The sequence below is a fragment of the Rhizobium hidalgonense genome (assembly GCF_002914525.1).
In the GTDB taxonomy this organism is placed as follows: domain Bacteria; phylum Pseudomonadota; class Alphaproteobacteria; order Rhizobiales; family Rhizobiaceae; genus Rhizobium; species Rhizobium hidalgonense.
Genome location: NZ_LODW01000045.1, coordinates 113,997 through 130,060, shown reverse-complemented (window position 1 = coordinate 130,060; position 16,064 = coordinate 113,997). Strand labels below are relative to the sequence as shown.

At 61.7% G+C, this 16,064-nt stretch carries 16 protein-coding genes; 11 read left to right on the top strand and 5 right to left on the bottom strand.

Annotation, left to right across the window (positions count from 1 at the left end):
• Window positions 1-30: 30 nt before the first annotated feature.
• The 4 genes from ATY29_RS07810 to ATY29_RS07795 all read right to left on the bottom strand — a co-directional run bounded on the left by ATY29_RS07810 (window position 31) and on the right by ATY29_RS07795 (window position 3,487).
• Window positions 31-237, bottom strand: coding sequence for a DUF2160 family membrane protein (locus ATY29_RS07810; RefSeq protein ID WP_025415311.1), 207 nt, complete (start codon window positions 235-237; stop codon window positions 31-33).
• 4 nt (window positions 238-241) lie between these two features.
• Window positions 242-1,078: a carbohydrate ABC transporter permease gene (locus ATY29_RS07805; protein ID WP_003570432.1), complete on the bottom strand. Its 837-nt coding sequence runs from the start codon at window positions 1,076-1,078 to the stop codon at window positions 242-244.
• A 4-nt stretch (window positions 1,079-1,082) separates the two neighbouring features.
• Window positions 1,083-1,958 (bottom strand): carbohydrate ABC transporter permease, encoded by an 876-nt coding sequence (locus tag ATY29_RS07800; RefSeq protein ID WP_003570431.1) that lies wholly within the window; start codon window positions 1,956-1,958, stop codon window positions 1,083-1,085.
• Window positions 1,959-2,053: 95 nt separating this feature from the next.
• Window positions 2,054-3,487, bottom strand: a complete 1,434-nt coding sequence (locus ATY29_RS07795) for an extracellular solute-binding protein (protein WP_025415312.1) — start codon at window positions 3,485-3,487, stop codon at window positions 2,054-2,056.
• Between the two features lie 293 nt (window positions 3,488-3,780).
• Here ATY29_RS07795 and ATY29_RS07790 point away from each other — a divergent pair, with 293 nt between their 5' ends.
• The 11 genes from ATY29_RS07790 (at window position 3,781) to ATY29_RS07735 (ending at window position 14,928) form a co-directional block, all read left to right on the top strand.
• Window positions 3,781-4,665 (top strand): sugar phosphate isomerase/epimerase family protein, encoded by an 885-nt coding sequence (locus ATY29_RS07790; protein ID WP_003570428.1) that lies wholly within the window; start codon window positions 3,781-3,783, stop codon window positions 4,663-4,665.
• 61 nt (window positions 4,666-4,726) lie between these two features.
• Complete coding sequence (locus tag ATY29_RS07785; protein ID WP_025415313.1) at window positions 4,727-5,941, top strand: ROK family transcriptional regulator; 1,215 nt, start codon at window positions 4,727-4,729, stop codon at window positions 5,939-5,941.
• A gap of 30 nt (window positions 5,942-5,971) precedes the next feature.
• Window positions 5,972-6,949 carry a tagatose kinase gene (locus ATY29_RS07780; protein ID WP_025415314.1) on the top strand — a complete coding sequence of 326 codons (978 nt, stop codon included), beginning with the start codon at window positions 5,972-5,974 and terminating at the stop codon, window positions 6,947-6,949.
• The gene (locus ATY29_RS07775; RefSeq protein ID WP_097535737.1) at window positions 6,949-8,244 is read left to right on the top strand and encodes a class II D-tagatose-bisphosphate aldolase, non-catalytic subunit; all 1,296 of its coding nucleotides are present in this window, start codon (window positions 6,949-6,951) and stop codon (window positions 8,242-8,244) included. Before ATY29_RS07780 ends, ATY29_RS07775 begins: the two co-directional genes overlap by 1 nt.
• Window positions 8,245-8,256: 12 nt before the next feature.
• Window positions 8,257-8,982: an SDR family oxidoreductase gene (locus ATY29_RS07770; protein ID WP_097535734.1), complete on the top strand. Its 726-nt coding sequence runs from the start codon at window positions 8,257-8,259 to the stop codon at window positions 8,980-8,982.
• 11 nt (window positions 8,983-8,993) lie between these two features.
• Window positions 8,994-9,767 carry an SDR family NAD(P)-dependent oxidoreductase gene (locus ATY29_RS07765; RefSeq protein ID WP_097535730.1) on the top strand — a complete coding sequence of 258 codons (774 nt, stop codon included), beginning with the start codon at window positions 8,994-8,996 and terminating at the stop codon, window positions 9,765-9,767.
• A gap of 95 nt (window positions 9,768-9,862) precedes the next feature.
• On the top strand, window positions 9,863-10,687 hold the full coding sequence (locus ATY29_RS07760) for a class I fructose-bisphosphate aldolase (protein WP_097535728.1): 825 nt from the start codon (window positions 9,863-9,865) through the stop codon (window positions 10,685-10,687).
• 22 nt (window positions 10,688-10,709) lie between these two features.
• Window positions 10,710-11,864, top strand: a complete 1,155-nt coding sequence (locus ATY29_RS07755) for a Gfo/Idh/MocA family protein (protein WP_097535726.1) — start codon at window positions 10,710-10,712, stop codon at window positions 11,862-11,864.
• Window positions 11,865-11,943: 79 nt separating this feature from the next.
• Window positions 11,944-13,008 carry a carbohydrate kinase family protein gene (locus ATY29_RS07745; protein WP_097535724.1) on the top strand — a complete coding sequence of 355 codons (1,065 nt, stop codon included), beginning with the start codon at window positions 11,944-11,946 and terminating at the stop codon, window positions 13,006-13,008.
• 64 nt (window positions 13,009-13,072) lie between these two features.
• The gene (locus ATY29_RS07740) at window positions 13,073-13,861 is read left to right on the top strand and encodes an L-iditol 2-dehydrogenase (protein WP_097535722.1); all 789 of its coding nucleotides are present in this window, start codon (window positions 13,073-13,075) and stop codon (window positions 13,859-13,861) included.
• Window positions 13,862-13,917: 56 nt separating this feature from the next.
• The gene (locus ATY29_RS07735; RefSeq protein WP_003570412.1) at window positions 13,918-14,928 is read left to right on the top strand and encodes a zinc-dependent alcohol dehydrogenase family protein; all 1,011 of its coding nucleotides are present in this window, start codon (window positions 13,918-13,920) and stop codon (window positions 14,926-14,928) included.
• 19 nt (window positions 14,929-14,947) lie between these two features.
• Here the strand turns inward: ATY29_RS07735 and ATY29_RS07730 are convergent, their stop codons facing one another.
• Window positions 14,948-15,967, bottom strand: coding sequence for a LacI family DNA-binding transcriptional regulator (locus ATY29_RS07730; protein WP_003570411.1), 1,020 nt, complete (start codon window positions 15,965-15,967; stop codon window positions 14,948-14,950).
• Window positions 15,968-16,064: the final 97 nt, after the last annotated feature.

The following is a 16,064-nucleotide window of genomic DNA, read 5'->3' as shown; positions in this document are numbered from 1 at the left end:
GCGGCTTGTGTGTTGACGGAAGTCATCGGCTCATCCCTTCCAGACGATATAGGCGCCGAGCACCGCCGAGATTGCCGCTGCGAACCATACCGAAAGCCCGGACGGTTCGATGAACCGCATCCAGAACAGCGAGAGCGCGACCCAGATCACCACCGAGATGAAGAGCCGGTCGAACCAGTTCGTTTCGATCGGCAGGAAGCCCGGCTTGCGTTCGTTATTTCCTGATTGAGACGTCATGACTTTACCCTTTCACCGCACCGAAGGTCAGGCCGGCAACGATGTGACGCTGCACCACCGAAAAGACGATGAGGGCGGGAACCAAGGTCAGCATCGAGATCGCTGCCATGATGCCCCAGGCAGTCCCCGTGGTCGTCACATATTCCGACAGGCCGGTGGTCAGCGTCCGCGCGTTGAAGTTGGTGAGCGTCGCTGCCAGCAGATATTCGTTCCACGCAAACACCCAAGTCAGGATCAGCGTCACCGCAAGTCCCGGCCGCGCCAAGGGAAAGACGATGTCATAGAGCACGGTCCATGGGCTGGCGCCATCCATATAGGCTGCCTCGTCCAACTCCTTCGGAATGCCTTCCACCGTCGGGCGTAGCGTCCAGATGGCGAAGGGAAGGTTGAAGGAGCAATAGACCAGGATCATGCCCAGCCGGGAATCGGCGAGCGAGAAGTCGCCGATCCTGTAGACCTGCGTCAGCAGCAGGAAAAGCGGCAGCAGGAAGACCGCCGGCGGCGCCATGCGGTTGGTGATCGTCCAGAAGAAGATGCTTTCCTTGCCGGCGAGGTCGAAGCGGCTCAGCGCGTAGCAGGCAAAAAAGCCGAGTGTGGTGACGAGCAGCGCGTTGCCCGACGAAATGATCATCGAGTTGAGCATGTATCCGCGCAAGGTCGGATTGGTCAGCACATCCTGATAGTTCTTCCAGAAGAAGCTCCGGAGAATGACGTCGGGCGTCGAGAACAGGTCGAATGGCTGTTTCACCGATATGACGAAGAGCCAGTAGATCGGGAAAAGCGTCGCCAGGCTGATCAAGGTCCACAACACGACCGGCAGCCAGGGGGTCTGGTTCTTCATCGCGTCAGCCTCTCTTCACACGGGGCGCAATCAGGCCGACATAGAGCAGCCAGCAGACGACGATGGTGAGGTAGAGGACGATGACCGAGATGGCCGAACCATAGCCGTAATTCGTCTTGGGGAAGACTTCCCGGAAAATATGGACGCCGATATAGCGCGTCGATGAACCCGGGCCGCCTCCGGTCAGCATCAGCACCTCGTCGACGGTGCGCAGCGCGTCCATCAGCCGGATGAACACCGTAGCGAGCAAAGCCGGGCGGATCAAGGGAAGCGTTATGTGCCAGAAGATCTGGCTCTTGCCGGCGCCGTCGATCTGCGCCTGCTCGAACGGGTCTGGCGGAAGCGAGACGAGGGCCGCGATCAGCGACAGGGTGACGAGCGGCGTCCAGTGCCAGATGTCCATGATCACCGTCACCGTGAAGGCCGCAACGGCGCTCTGGCCGATATTCAGATCGTAGCCGAACCAGTTCCTCAGAAGATAGGGGATGATGCCGATCGATGGCGTGGTCATCAGCTTCCAAACGGAGCCGACGATGATCGGCGCCATGATCAGCGGCAGGGTGTGGATCGTGCGAAACACCGCCTTTCCGGGGAAGTCCTTGAGCAGCGCCTGGGCGAGGATATAGCCGAGCACCAGCTCCGATACGACCGCGAAGAAGACGAATGCCAGGGTGATGCCGAGCGATGCCAGGAACTGGGCGTCGAAGACGAGCCGCCGATAATTATCGGCCCAGTTGAAGACCATGCCCGGATTGGCCGCGAACGGGTTCCATGCATGGAACGAGACCCAAAGTACGTAGATGAACGGAAAGATCCCGAACAGCCCGAGGATTATTATGGTCGGTGACAGCAACAGCCACCCGAGCTTCTGCGAATGCATCGCCTACCCCCATTGAACGCTATATGGACGTCCGCTCCAGCCGGGAGCGAAAGATGCCGGGTCGTCGGAACGACCCGGCAGTTGGGGAGGAGGTCTTATTTGCGATAGCCGAGCGAGGTGAGTTCCTCTTCGGCCTTGGCCGCCATCTGGTCGAGGCCTTCATCGGCGCCGATCTTGCCGGTCAGGATGTCGTAGAAGATCGGCGCGGTCGCTTCACGCACCTGAGCATGGAAGGGGTAGGGAGGAGCGCCCGCAAACAGTTTGCCTTCGTCCTTCAGCATCGTGTAGAAGCCGCCGAGCTTGGTATCCATCTCTTTCACCTTCGGGTCGTCGAAGGTTGCCTTGTTGGTGATGCGCGGTGCAGCGATGGCCCATTCTGGCTGCACTTCGTTCTGGCCGATGAATTCGAGGAACAGCAGCGACGCTTCCTTGTTTTTGGAGGTCACCGGCACGCCGAAGGCGCCGCCGTCGTAGTAGCCGATATAGCCCTTTCCGGCTTTCGCATCGTCCAATACGCCCGGCTCGAGCGGCGGCAGAGCGAAACCGACCTGTCCAACCACCTTAGACTGCGCCGGATCGCTGGCGATCCATGCGGCATTCTCACCATAGATCAGCCCCTGGGCGACGCGGCCGGCAGCGAATGTCGTTGCGGTTTCCGTCCAGGTCGACTGCGTCGATTCAGGCGGTGCGATGTCGCGCAGGTGCAGCCAATATTTCAGCGCGGCCTTCGCCTTGTCGCCGTTCATGGTGCCGCCGTGTTCGACCGTCGCCGCATAATTGTTCTTGGCGTCGATGCCCCAATTGTAGACGCCGAAGGTAGGCACGATGGACTCGAAGAATTCATACCAGGAGGCCGGATGGCCCGTATGGGCCTGAGCGGTCGTGCCCCAGAGCTCCATGCCATTGTCCTTGCCGTACTTCGTGAAGAATTCGGCAATCTCGGTATATTCCGCGTGGGTCGTCGCCGGCTTCAGGTCCTTGCCGGTTTCCTTCTTGAAGGCCTCTTTGATCTTCGGATCGTCGAAGAGGTCCTTGCGATAGAGATAGGTCTTCAGGAAGGCTTCCATCGGCGTGCCGAACAGATCGCCGTTGGCGTCCTTGAAGTAGTCGGCGAAGCTGGTGAAGTTGGAGTCGTCGTAAGTCGGCGCTTTCAGATCAGGTTGATCTTTCAACGTCTTGGTGATGTCGACGAGGAAGTCCCTGGCCAGATACGAGTAGATGATGTCCTGCTCGATATAGACCATGTCATAGATACCGGTCTTGGCTTCCATGTCCTTGATGGCCTTGTCGTACATCTGATCCCAGGATGTCGTCTCGATCTCGACCTTGATGCCGGTCTTCTTTTCGAATTCCGGAGCGAGAACATTCTTGATGTAGTTCGATGGCGGGGTGCTTTCGGTGACGCCGTGCAGCGTCACGCCCTTGTATTTAGCCCCGGCGTCGGACCAGAAGTCAGCCCGGGCCGGCGACGCGGTAGTAGCGAGGCCGAGCGTCAGCGCAAGCGCGCTAGCCTTCAAAACGTAATTCATTTCATCCTCCCCAAAGTGCAGCGAGATCATTTCGCCGGCATTTGTGTAGGCCAAAAAACGCCATCGCGCAACATTTGTTGTCTAAACATGCAAATGATTGGTCTATCCTATTGATTTCCGCAGAAACTAATTTCCATGAAAAAGCTGACGCCATCAAGCTCAAAATAAAATGCTGCAATGCAAAGAGATTTTGCCAAGCAGCAAAAAAGTGACCATCGAAATTATTTGTTGCCTTACCAAACTAAAAGGCATAGCTATGCCCGATCAACGGCATTTTCGTGGAGGAAGAACCTATGCGTCGATTGGGTATCCATTCATTTGTATGGACGGGCGGCCAAACGCAGGAAGGGCTGGAGATGGCCCTCAACAAGACGGCCGAACATGGATATCGCACCATCGAATTTGCCTATCTGCGGCCTGAGAAATTCAACCTCGATCGACTGGCAAAACTTGCGCAGTCCCTTGACGTCGAGATTGGCGTGACCATGGGTCTGCCGCTCGATAAGGACGTTTCAAGCGAGGAGGCGTCTGTGGTGTCCGCCGGCAAGCAGACGCTGGCCGACGCCGTACGTGCCGTCCGTGACATTGGCGGCAACAAGCTCGGCGGGATTCTCTATTCCGCGCACACCAAGTACAATCGCCAGCCGACGAAGAAGGGCTGGGACAACAGCGTCGCCGCGATCGCCGCGACCGGCGAAATCGCCCGTCAGGCGAATGTCGATCTCGTGCTGGAGGTGGTCAACCGGTTCGAGACCAACCTGCTGAATACCGCGGCGCAGGGGCTGAAGTTCATCGCCGAGACGGGATCGGAGCATGTTCGTCTCCATCTCGATACGTTCCACATGAACATCGAGGAAGCCAATCCGGCCGCCGCGATCCGCCTGACCGGCGACAAGATCGGTTACTTCCACATCGGTGAAAGCAATCGCGGTTATCTGGGTGACGGCGTCATCAATTTCGATCTGATTTTCGACGCTCTGCTCGATATCGGCTACATCGGCGACGTCGTGTTCGAGAGCTTCTCGACGACGGTCGTCGACGAAGGCCTGTCGCTCGCCTGCGCAATCTGGCGTGATACCTGGGAGGATAATGATCCGCTCGCGGCGCACGCCAAGCGCTACATCGAGCTGAAATATGACGAGGCCAAGCGCCGCCGCGCCACAAACGCGCGACCCTGATTATCCTTCTGACAGCCTGTTCCAGTCGTGTAAGGGTGGGCGGCGTGAAGGGAATGGAAATATGAACGACAGCGTCTCCATCGGAAGTTCGCCGCGCAGGATCCGGCAGAACAATATCGTCGCCGCCTTGCAGTCGATCTACACCCACCGAAGCCTCAGCCGCGCCGATCTGGCCCGCAAGCTCGGTATGAATCGCTCTTCCTCGGGAGAGATCGTTGCTGCACTGACGGAAGGCGGATTCGTTCAGGAGTCGGACGACAGCGGCAAGCAGCGGCTGGAGCATTCCCGGGCCGGTCGTCCCGGCATCCTGCTCGAACTGGTGCCCGATGCTGCATTTTTCGTCGGAATCGAAATTGGCGTCGAACATATATCGGCCGCAGTGATCGATCTCTCCGCCGAGGTTCGGGCATGTCGGAAAATGGCGTTCGACACACCGTCTTCGACCGTGGAGGAGGCCGTCGCGCAGGGTGTCGAGCTCATCGTCGGCGAGATGACGAAAGGGATGATCGGAAGGTGCAAGGGCTTGGGCATATCGACGCCGGCCCATATCCAGCCGGATGGATTTGTCACCCTGGCGCCGATCATCGGCTGGCGAGACGTGCCGTTGAAGGAGATTGGCCGGTCAGCCTTCCCGACCGTCGTCCCGATTGCGGTTGAAAACGACGCCAACGCCTTTGCGATCGGCGACAGCTACCGTCACGGCGCCGCAGGCGTGACCCTGTTCCTGCTGATGGAAACGGGCGTCGGCGGCGGCATCATGATCGACGGCAAGTTATTCCGTGGCGGCCACGGTCTGGCGGGAGAAATCGGCCACACGCTGGTGCCGGGAAGCGGCGGCCAAAAGTTCGAGCAGTTGATCGGCCGCGAGGTGCTGATCAGGCAGTATCGCGAGGCTGTCGGACGCGAGGACGCGGATCTGCAGGAATTCCTGGGCGACGTTCGTGATCGTGTCCCGGCCGCGGTCAATATCGCCGAAACCTGGTCGCGCCATCTCGCCTATGCCTTGCTGCAGGCCTGTCGCCTGCTCGACCCGGACAGGATCGTGCTCGGCGGCTCCGTCGCATCCCTCTATCCGATGGTGGCTGCCCGCGTTGCGGTCCACATGTCGGAAGGCCAAAGCATCGCTTTTCCCACGCCGGAGATCGTCGTCGACGATGATGCGGAGTTCGGCTCCGCCTTCGGGGCGGCCTGCATGCTGCACCAGCGCTTTCTGTCGCTGGAAAACGAGGAGTTCGGCAGCGAGGACGGTGCGCCGGTGCAATCGGCGCTGAGTTAAAGACAACCGGGATCGAAAGCAGGATTGCACATGGCTTTAACACTGGCTCCGGACGCGCTTGGTCCCACGGTTTGCGTCGGCGAGATCCTCGTCGAGATCGTCGCGACCACGGTTGGAGACGGGTTCCTCGAAGCCCAGCCGCTCGTCGGTCCGTTTGCGAGCGGCGCGCCGGCGATCTTCATCTCACAGTGCGGCCGGATGGGCGGTCAGGCCGCCATGGTGGGCGCCGTCGGTGATGACGATTTCGGCCGGGTCAATACCGATCGCCTCAAACGCGACGGCGTCGATATCTCGGCGATCTCGATCGATCCGGCCTATCCGACGGGAAGCGCTTTCGTTCGCTACCGCAAGGATGGCTCCAGAGATTTCGTCTATAACATCGCCACCTCCGCAGCTGCGCGCTTCGGCTGGTCTCGAACGGTCGGTGATCTCATCGATCGGACCGGGCATCTTCACGTCATGGGCTCGGCGTTGTCGGTCCCGAGTGCGCGCGCGGTGATCGACAGAGCGGTCGACATCGTCAAGGCGCGCGGCGGCACGCTCTCGGTAGATCCGAACATCCGCAAGGAATTGAAGCTGGACGAGGACACGGAGCGCCGCTTTTCCAAGCTCGTCGCCATGGCCGATCTGCTTCTGCCGTCCGGAGAGGAACTCGAGCGTGCCGCAGGTGTCGAAGGCGAGGCGGAAGCGATCCGCCGCTTGTTCGAGATCGGCGTCAAGGAGATCGTGCTGAAGCGCGGCGCCGGCGGCGCGAGCTACTTCGACAGCCAAGGAGACCGCATCGACGCTCCGGCATTCCTGGTGCAGGAGGTCGACCCGACCGGCGCCGGCGACTGCTTCGGCGGTGCCTATCTCACCTGCCGGCGGCTCGGAATGTCGCCACAGCAGGCTCTGACCTATGCCTCGGCCGCGGGTGCCCGCAACGTCACGCTGCTGGGGCCGATGGAAGGCGCCGGCACTCGGCAAGAACTCGATGCGTTTATCGCGTCAACGGAAAGGCGGCCGTGATGCAGGTGCATCTCAACGAACTGGCCAGATTTAGGATCGAAGGCCAACCCAGAGGTATCGTCTCCGTATGCTCGGCCCATCCGATCGTGCTGCGCGCCGCCCTCCGGCACGGGCGGCAACAGGCAAGCACTGTGCTGATCGAAGCGACCTGCAACCAGGTCAATCATCTCGGCGGCTATACCGGCATGACGCCGGACGATTTCGCGTCGCTGGTGATGAAGATCGCGGCCGAGGAGGGGTGCCCCGAAAAAAGCATCATCCTCGGCGGTGACCATCTCGGCCCCAATCCGTGGCGCGACCGCCCGGCGGAAGAGGCGATGGCCGAGGCGGAGAAGATGGTTGCCGCCTATGTCGAGGCCGGGTTCCGCAAGATTCATCTCGACGCCTCGATGGGCTGCAAGGGCGAGGCACTGGCGCTCGACGACGAAACCACGGCTCATCGCGCCGCCCGGCTGGCGGCAGTTGCCGAGGCCTCGGCCAAGAGGGCCGGAGGCGCAATGCCGGTTTACGTCATCGGCACCGAAGTGCCGCCGCCGGGCGGAGCCGACCATGCCCTGACAGCGATCGAGCCGACGGCAGCGACAGCGGCGCTGAAGACGATCGAAGTCCACCGCCGGGTCTTTGCGGAGGCAGGCCTGGCGGAGGCGTTCGGGCGCGCCATCGGGCTGGTCGTTCAGCCGGGCGTCGAGTTCGGCAATCACAATGTCATCTTCTACGACAGCAGCAAGATAGCGGCGCTGCAATCGGTGCTGACCGAGGAGCCGCAGTTCGTCTTCGAGGCGCACTCGACGGATTATCAGGGCACCGGACCGTTGACTTCGCTGGTGAGGGATGGGTTTCCCATTCTGAAGGTCGGCCCCGAGCTGACCTTTGTCCTGCGCGAGGCGCTCTACGCGCTGGATGCGATCGCTTCGGACCTGTTGCCCGACTACGGCCAGCGTCCGCTCTATCAGGTGATGGAAGCGCTGATGCTCGGTCAGTCAGGCGATTGGTGCCGCCACTACCACGGGACCGAGGCCGAGATGCGCTGGCTGCGGCATTATTCGCTGTCTGACCGGATCCGCTATTATTGGGCGTCGGCTGAAGCACAAGGTGCCGTCCGGTGCCTGTGCGCGGCCCTTCGAGGACAATCCGTACCGCTGCCATTGCTGTGGCAGCATATGCCGGCCGCGCTGCATTTCGCAGACGCGCCGCTCGACCCGGATGCGGTTCTGATCTGGAGAGTGATGAAGAGCCTTTCAGACTATCACGCCGCCTGCGGCGTCGGGAAGAATGAGCAACCAGTATCAAGATAGGAGGAGAAATCGATGAATGACTTGAATGGGAAGATCGCGGCGGTCACAGGTGCGGCATCCGGCATAGGATTGGCCTCGACGGAGGCAATGCTCGCCGCAGGCGCGACGGTCGTGCTGGTGGACCGGGATGAGAAGGCTCTTGAGGCGGTTTGCAGCCGGCTTGGCGAGCGCGCTATTCCGCTGATGATCAATCTGCTCAATCCGAACGAGTGCGCGGGACTGCTGGACGGCGTGCTGTCGAAGACCGGCAAGCTCGATATCCTGCATGCCAATGCCGGCACCTATATCGGCGGCGACCTGATGGAAACCGACCTCGATACGATCGATCGGATGCTCAATCTCAACGTCAATGTCGTCATCAAGAACGTTCACAACGTCATTCCGCACATGATCGAACGCGGCACCGGCGACATTGTCGTCACCAGCTCCGTCGCCGGACATTCGGCCATCCCCTGGGAGCCGGTCTATTCCTCGTCGAAATGGGCGATGACCTGCTTCGTCCAGACCATGCGGCGTCAGCTTCTGAAAAATGGCATTCGTGTTGGGTCGGTTTCTCCTGGGCCGGTGATCAGCGCTCTGCTCGCGGATTGGCCGGAGGAAAACCTTCGCAAGGCCAAGGAGGCCGGCGCCTTGATCGAGCCCAAGGAAGTCGCCGACGCGATCATCTTCATGCTGACCCGGCCGCGCAACGTCACCATCCGCGATATCGTGGTGCTCCCAAGCGCATTCGACATCTGAAGGAGCCTGATATGAGCTACCAGCAGAAATTTCGCCTCGACGGCGAACGTGCGGTGGTCACCGGCGGAGGGCGTGCGATCGGGCTGTGCTGCACCGAGGCGCTGGCCGAGGCGGGTGCCGCGGTCGTCGTCATCGAACGCAGCGAGGCCGACGCCAAGCAAGCGCTGGCGCTGCGCGACAAAGGTTACGATGTCGACGTCCGTGTGGGCGACGTCACCGACGCCGGCCGAATGGACGAGATCGCCGCCGAGCTTGCTGACGCAGGGCGGCCGGCGACGATCCTGGTCAACAATGCCGGGATCGGCCAGAACGGCATCTCGGCGGAGGATGTCACCGACGCCGATTGGCTGCGGATGATGGACGTCAATCTCAACGGCGTCTTCTGGTGCTCGCGCGCCTTCGGCCGTCACATGATCCCGATGAAGCGGGGCGCCATCGTCAACCTCGGCTCGATGTCGGGGCATATCTGCAACCGGCCTCAGCCTCAGACGGCCTACAACGTTTCCAAGGCGGCCGTCCATCACCTGACGCGCTCGCTGGCCGCCGAGTGGGCGCAGCACGGCATCAGGATAAACGCCGTCGCGCCCACCTATATCGAGACGCCGATGGTGGTGGCCGTCGAAGCCAATCGCGAGCGGATCCCGATCTGGCTCGCCGACACGCCGATGGGCAGGATGGGAACGCCGGAGGAGGTCGCAAGCGCCGTCCTCTTCCTGGCGTCCGGCGCCGCCAGCCTGATGACCGGAGCCATCGTCAACGTCGATGCGGGGTTCACCTGCTGGTAGCCTGAGCGAATGTGGAAACGTTACCACATTTCTTGACTCGTAATTCTGGCCCGTCTATTCCACTGTGGAAACGTTGCCATACAGGGAGGAGCTTGATGAAATCCGCACGGTTGAACCGACTTTTCGGCGTGTCCGGAAATTGTTTTGACGTTGCTATCGATCACGGCATGTTCAACGAACGGACCTTCCTCGCCGGCATCGAGAACATGAAGACGGCCATCGAGGTGATCGCCCAGGCCGCACCCGATGCCATTCAGCTTCCGCCGGGCACCGCACCCATTCTGCAAGCGATCCCCGGCAAACATCGTCCGGCTTTGGTGCTGCGCACCGATATCGCCAACATCTACGGCAATCCGCTGCCGTCGCAATTGTTTTCCGAAATGATCGACAGGGCGGTGGAGCAGGGCGTGGTGTTGGATGCCGCCTGTGTCGTCGTCAATCTTCTGATGCTGCCCGACCAGCCGGAGGTCTATCGCGCCTGCGTGCGCAATGTGAACAGCCTGAAGCGCGAATGCGAGATCTACGGCATGCCGCTGATGGTCGAGCCGCTCGTCATGCAGGACAATTCCAAGGGCGCCTATATGGTCGACGGGGCGATCGACAAGATTCTGCCGCTGGTGCGCCAGGCGGCGGAGCTCGGCGCCGATATCATCAAGGCCGACCCCTGCGACAATGTCGCGGAATATCACCGCGTGGTCGAGATCGCCCAGGGTCTGCCGGTGCTGGTGCGCGGCGGCGGCCGCGTTTCCGATCAGGAAATCCTGATCCGCACCAAGCAGTTGATGGAGCAGGGCGCCCGTGGCATCGTCTATGGCCGCAACGTCATTCAGCACAACAATCCCGGCGGCATGACGCAGGCCTTGATGGCAATCGTCCATGACAAGGCTTCCGTCGAGCAAGCCTCGCTGCATATTGGCTGATGCGCCTCTGGGAGGAGATGTCATGACGAAAATATTCCGCTTCGGCGTCATCGGCTGCGGTCTGATGGGGCGCGAGTTTGCCAGTGCCGCGGCGCGCTGGCTGCATCTGGCTGATGTGAAGGCGCGGCCGGAAATCGTCGCCGTCTGCGATACCAACGCGACGCTGCTCGACTGGTTCACGGATCATGTGCCGACCGTTCGGCAGGCGACCGCCGACTATAAGGAGCTTCTGGCCAATCCCGAGATCGATGCGGTCTATTGCGCCGTCCCGCATGTGCTGCACCAGCAAATTTATATCGACGTCCTGAAGGCAGGAAAACATCTTCTCGGTGAAAAGCCCTTCGGCATGGACGCAGCTCAGAACCGGGAAATCACAGCGGTTCTTTCCGAGCACCCCGAACTGCTGGTCCGCTGCTCGTCGGAAATGCCGTTCTTCCCCGGCGCCCAGAAGGTCATCGCGCTCGCAAGAAGCGGCGAGATGGGGGAGATCCTCGAAGTCGAGGCTGGGTTCCTGCACTCTTCGGATATCGACCGGCAAAAGCCGATCAACTGGAAGCGCATGACCGAGATCAATGGCGACTATGGCTGCATGGGTGATCTCGGCATGCATGTGCTGCATGTGCCGCTGCGCCTTGGCTGGCGCCCGGCGAACCTGCATGCGCAACTGGTCAAGAAGGTCAGAGAACGTCCTGACGGCAAGGGCGGCATGCTGCCCTGCACCACCTGGGACAATGCCACGATCAGCGGCCGCGTGCGCAGCGGGGATCAGGATTTCCCGATGGTGCTGAAAACCTGGCGCATCGCCCCCGGCGAATCCAACACCTGGTACATCCGTATTCTCGGCATGAAGAAAAGCGCATTCTTCAGCACGAAGTCGCCGCGCCAGTGGCAGTGGATGGATTACAACGGTGGTGCGCAGGCCTGGAGCACCGAGGATCTCGGTTATGCCTCGCTGTTTCCCGCCATCACCGGCAAGATCTTCGAATTCGGTTTTGCCGACGCCATCCAGCAGATGTGGGCGGCCTTCGTCGATGAGCTTGCCGGCGGTAATGCGAACGGTTTCGGCTGCGCAACGCCGGCCGAGGCGCAGGCCCATCATGCGGTCCTGACGGCCGCCCTCAGATCCGGCCGCGACGACGTCGTCGTTCCGGTCGACTATGACGGGGCGTCGGTCTGATGGAGCCGATCGCACGCTTTGCCGCGATCGAAGAGGATGGGTCACTGCTCACACCCTTGTGGAACGAAGGAGGCCGCTGATGCGAACCGGGGAGGAGGTTCACCATCGCGACGGCCGGAAAGAGGGCGGGATCGTCTGCGCCGGAAACTTCATTGTCGATCGCGTCCACACCCTGTCCTATTGGCCCGAACAGGGCAATCTCGCCCATATCCTGCACCAGGATCTGGGCGTGGGCGGCGGGGCTGCCAATGTGGTCACGGATCTCGCCTCGCTTGGATTTCCCGCAAAGCTGGCGGCGGCGGGATGCATCGGCGCCGATCAGGACGGAGAGATCGTCAAGGCCCGGCTTGCGGTTGCCGGCGTCGATGTCGATGGGCTGACCGCGCTTGCCGATCGGGTAACGGCGCACACGCATGTCATGAATGTGCCCGGTCAGAACCGGACCTTCTTCTATCATGGCGGCGCCAATGATGCCGTCACCGACAGGCTCATCTCACCCGCGACCTTCGCCAAGGCCGGCTATCGGCTGTTCTATCTCGGTTATCTCATGCTGTTGCCTGGCCTCGACGAAATCGGCCCCGACGGTCTTTCCGGAGCGTCGCGCCTGCTCGAAGCCGCGCGCCGCGCGGGACTGACGACCTGCGTGGATTTCGTCTCGAGCGAAGACCCGGAATTTGCAGCCAAGGTCGGCGTCGCTCTGCCCTTCTGCGATTTTGTGATCATCAACGAGATGGAGGCGGGCCGGGCAACCGGTGTCAACGTTCGCGATGCGAGGGGAGATCTGATCGAGGCGGGGCTTTTGCAGGCCGGCGAGCGTCTGCTGGCCGCAGGCGTCGCAAAGGGAGCGATCATCCACGCGCCGGAAATCTGCTTCTGGTTTGCGCCGGGCGCTTCGCCGATCAGGACGCGATCGCAACCGGTCGATCTCGATGACATTGTCAGTACCGTCGGCGCAGGAGACGCCTTTTGCGCCGCCGTGCTCTACGGGCTGCATGAGAACTGGCCCGTCGAGCATATTTGCGCTGTCGCCCATGCTGCGGCTGCGCGTTGCCTCAAGGGTGCGACGGCCACCGACGGTATCCCCGACATATCAATCCTCCTTCGCGAGGCGAAGCAGACAGTCGAAAGGGAGGAGCAGATATGAAGCTATTCTTTACGGCAGCCGCGTCCGGCGCCTTTGCCGGTTTGGATGGGGAGGCAGCAGGGCGATGAGCTACACGGAAACGGCCCGGCTCCTGGGCAAGGTGGCGTTGGTCACCGGCGGAGCGAGCGGCATCGGCAAAGCGGTATGCAAACGCTTCGCCGCCGAAGGCGCCAAGGTTGTCGTCGCCGACCTCGACGGTGAACGCAGTGCGCGGGTGGCGGAAGCGATCGGCGCTCATGCCTTTGGTGTCGCGCTTGATGTGACCAGCCAGGATAGCATCGACGAAACGGTGCGTTTTGCCATTGCCGCCGCCGGTCAGGTCGACATCCTGGTCAATGCCGCAGGCATTTACGAGGTCGAGTCGATCCTGGAGATATCCCGGGAGCGGACGGCGAAAGTATTTCAGGTCAATATCGAAGGCCTGATTTTCATGACGCAGGCCGTGGCCCGGCACATGGTGGAACGAGGGGCAGGTGGACGCATCATCAACTTCTCGTCCCAGGCCGGACGCCGGGGCGAAGGACCTGCCGTGGCTTACTGCGCCTCCAAGGCGGCCGTCATCAGCATCACGCAGAGCTGCGCTCTGGAGCTGATCCGCTACGGAATCAATGTCAACGCCATCGCTCCGGGCGTCGTCGATACGCCGATGTGGGACGTCGTCGATGCAAAACTCGGCAGCCGGGAAGGTTTGCAACCCGGCGACGTCAAGCGCCGCGTGGCCGCCGCCGTCCCGGCCGGACGATTTGGCGCCGCCGAGGAACAGGCTGCGATGGCGGCCTTCCTGGCCGGGCCCGATGCAGCATACATCGTGGCGCAGTGTTACAATGTCGATGGCGGCAATGTCATGAGCTGAGCGCTTCTCTTCATCAGCAGGAATAGGCAATCAAGTTTGAGGTCTGGAGGAGTGGTATGAGAGCTGTACGCTTGGAGTCGATCGGGTCTTTGACCATGCGCAGCGTCGAGAAGCCGGTTGCCGGGCCGGGCGAGTTGCTTGTCCGGGTCGTGGCGGCAGGCATCTGCGGTTCCGATCGCCACATGTTCAAGGGCGAATATCCGACCTCCATCCCCGTCACCCTGGGCCACGAATTTTCAGGCATCGTGGAAGCGATTGGCGATGGTGTCTCCCGCTTTGCCGGCGGTGAGCTGGTGACGGTGGATCCGAATATTGCCTGCGGCACCTGTCCGGCTTGCACGCGAGGGCGGCCGAACTTGTGCGAGAGCCTCACCGCCATCGGCGTAACGCGGGATGGCGGCTTTGCCGAATATGTCGCGGTGCCGCAGGCGCAAGCATTCATGCTGCCGGCCGACCTCGATCCCGTTCACGGCGCCTTCAGCGAACCACTGGCCTGCTGTATCCACGCCATCGATAAGGCAGGGATCCGTCCGGGCGATGGCGTGGCGATCCTCGGCGGCGGCGTGATCGGCCTGCTGATGGTGCAACTGGCCCGCCTGGCCGGGGCGGCCAAGATTATTTTAGTGACGCGTCAGCAATCGAGACGCCAAACCGCTCTGCACCTGGGCGCGACGAACGCCTTCGACCCGGTCTCGTCGGATACGATTGCTTCGGTCCGGGAGGTGACGAAAGGCGGCGCAGATGTGGTGATCGAATGCGCCGGCGTCAGCGACACGCTTCAAAGCGGTCTGAAGATGGCGCGGCGCGGCGGCACCTTCGTGCTTTTCGGGGTCACGCCGGCGGGTGTCGAGGTGCCGGTTCTGCCATTCGATCTGCTGATCAACGAAGTCGATATCAGGCCCGCCTACCTCAACCCCTTCACCCATTCGCGCGCTGCGGCAATGGTCGCAAGCGGGGCATTGGAACTGGACGCATTGGTCACCAGAACCATCGGTCTCGAGGAGGTCGCCGAGGTGGTGGGCAACGCGCCCTTGCCGGGCGAGATCAAGGTCATCGTCCGGCCCTAGCCAGCTTCGGGGTCTCGCCTCAGCTGCGGACCGGACCGGTGGAATCGCGCGCGATCAGCGTGACTGGCACCTTGACGATCGCACCCTGCCGAAATCCCTCGCCTGTCTGCTGTGCCTCGATTAGCGCTTCCAGCAGCCGTGCGGCCTGCTGCCCGACATTGCGGATCGGCTGCGCGACCGTTGTCAGCCGCGGAAAGACATAGGCTGCCTCCGGCAGGTCGTCGAAGCCGACGACCGAATAGTCCTTGGGAACGGAAAATCCGCGATCCTGGATGGCATGGATTGCGGCAATCGCGGAAATGTCGGTGGTGCCGATGATCGCGGTGACCTCGGGCCGGGACGCCAGCAGTTCCCGCGCCAGCCGGTAGGTCTCGGCAAAGCTGTGCTCTTCCGCCATCGCCACGACGGCAGGCGTGATGCCGTCTTTGGCCATTTCCGCCGTGACGCCCTGGAGGCGAAGCTGGATCGGCTGGCTGTGTGCCGGCGCCCCGACGATGGCGATCGCCCGGTGGCCGAGGCCGATCAGATGGCGCGCCATCAGCCGTCCGCCTTCCTCGTGATCGGCCATCACGGCGTCGTCGGCGATGCCGCTCAGCTCGCGGTCGATGGCGATGATGGGAATACCGGCATCCCGCAGCACCCCGAAATGCTCGATGCTGCCGAACGCGCTTGCGACGATGACGCCATCGACGCGCTGGGCAAGCAGCATCGAGATATAGCGCGCCTCGTGATCCATATTTTCCGCCGTGCTGCAGATCAGCGTCTGATAGCCGTGCTGAAACAATTCCTGTTCGATGGCATGGGCGAGGATGCCGAAGAACGGCACGTCGATCGACGGCAGCATCAGTCCGATCATCCGGCTTGGTGCACCGCGCAGCATACGGGCGCCCTTGCTGGGCGTGTAGTTCAGTGTCCGGATCGCTGCCTCTACGCGATCCCTGAGCTCAGGCGAGGCGTAACCGCTGTTGTTGAGCACACGCGAGACCGAAGAGACCGACGTTCCCGCAAGTTTGGCGATATGTCTGATGCTGGTCGTCACGGGCCCGCACTTCTCTCTTTCTGCAGCACGGAGCGTCTTTGCAGCTGCGCAAGGGACGCTGTAGCAGTTTGAATGCCGCACAACTTATCCCTAAATC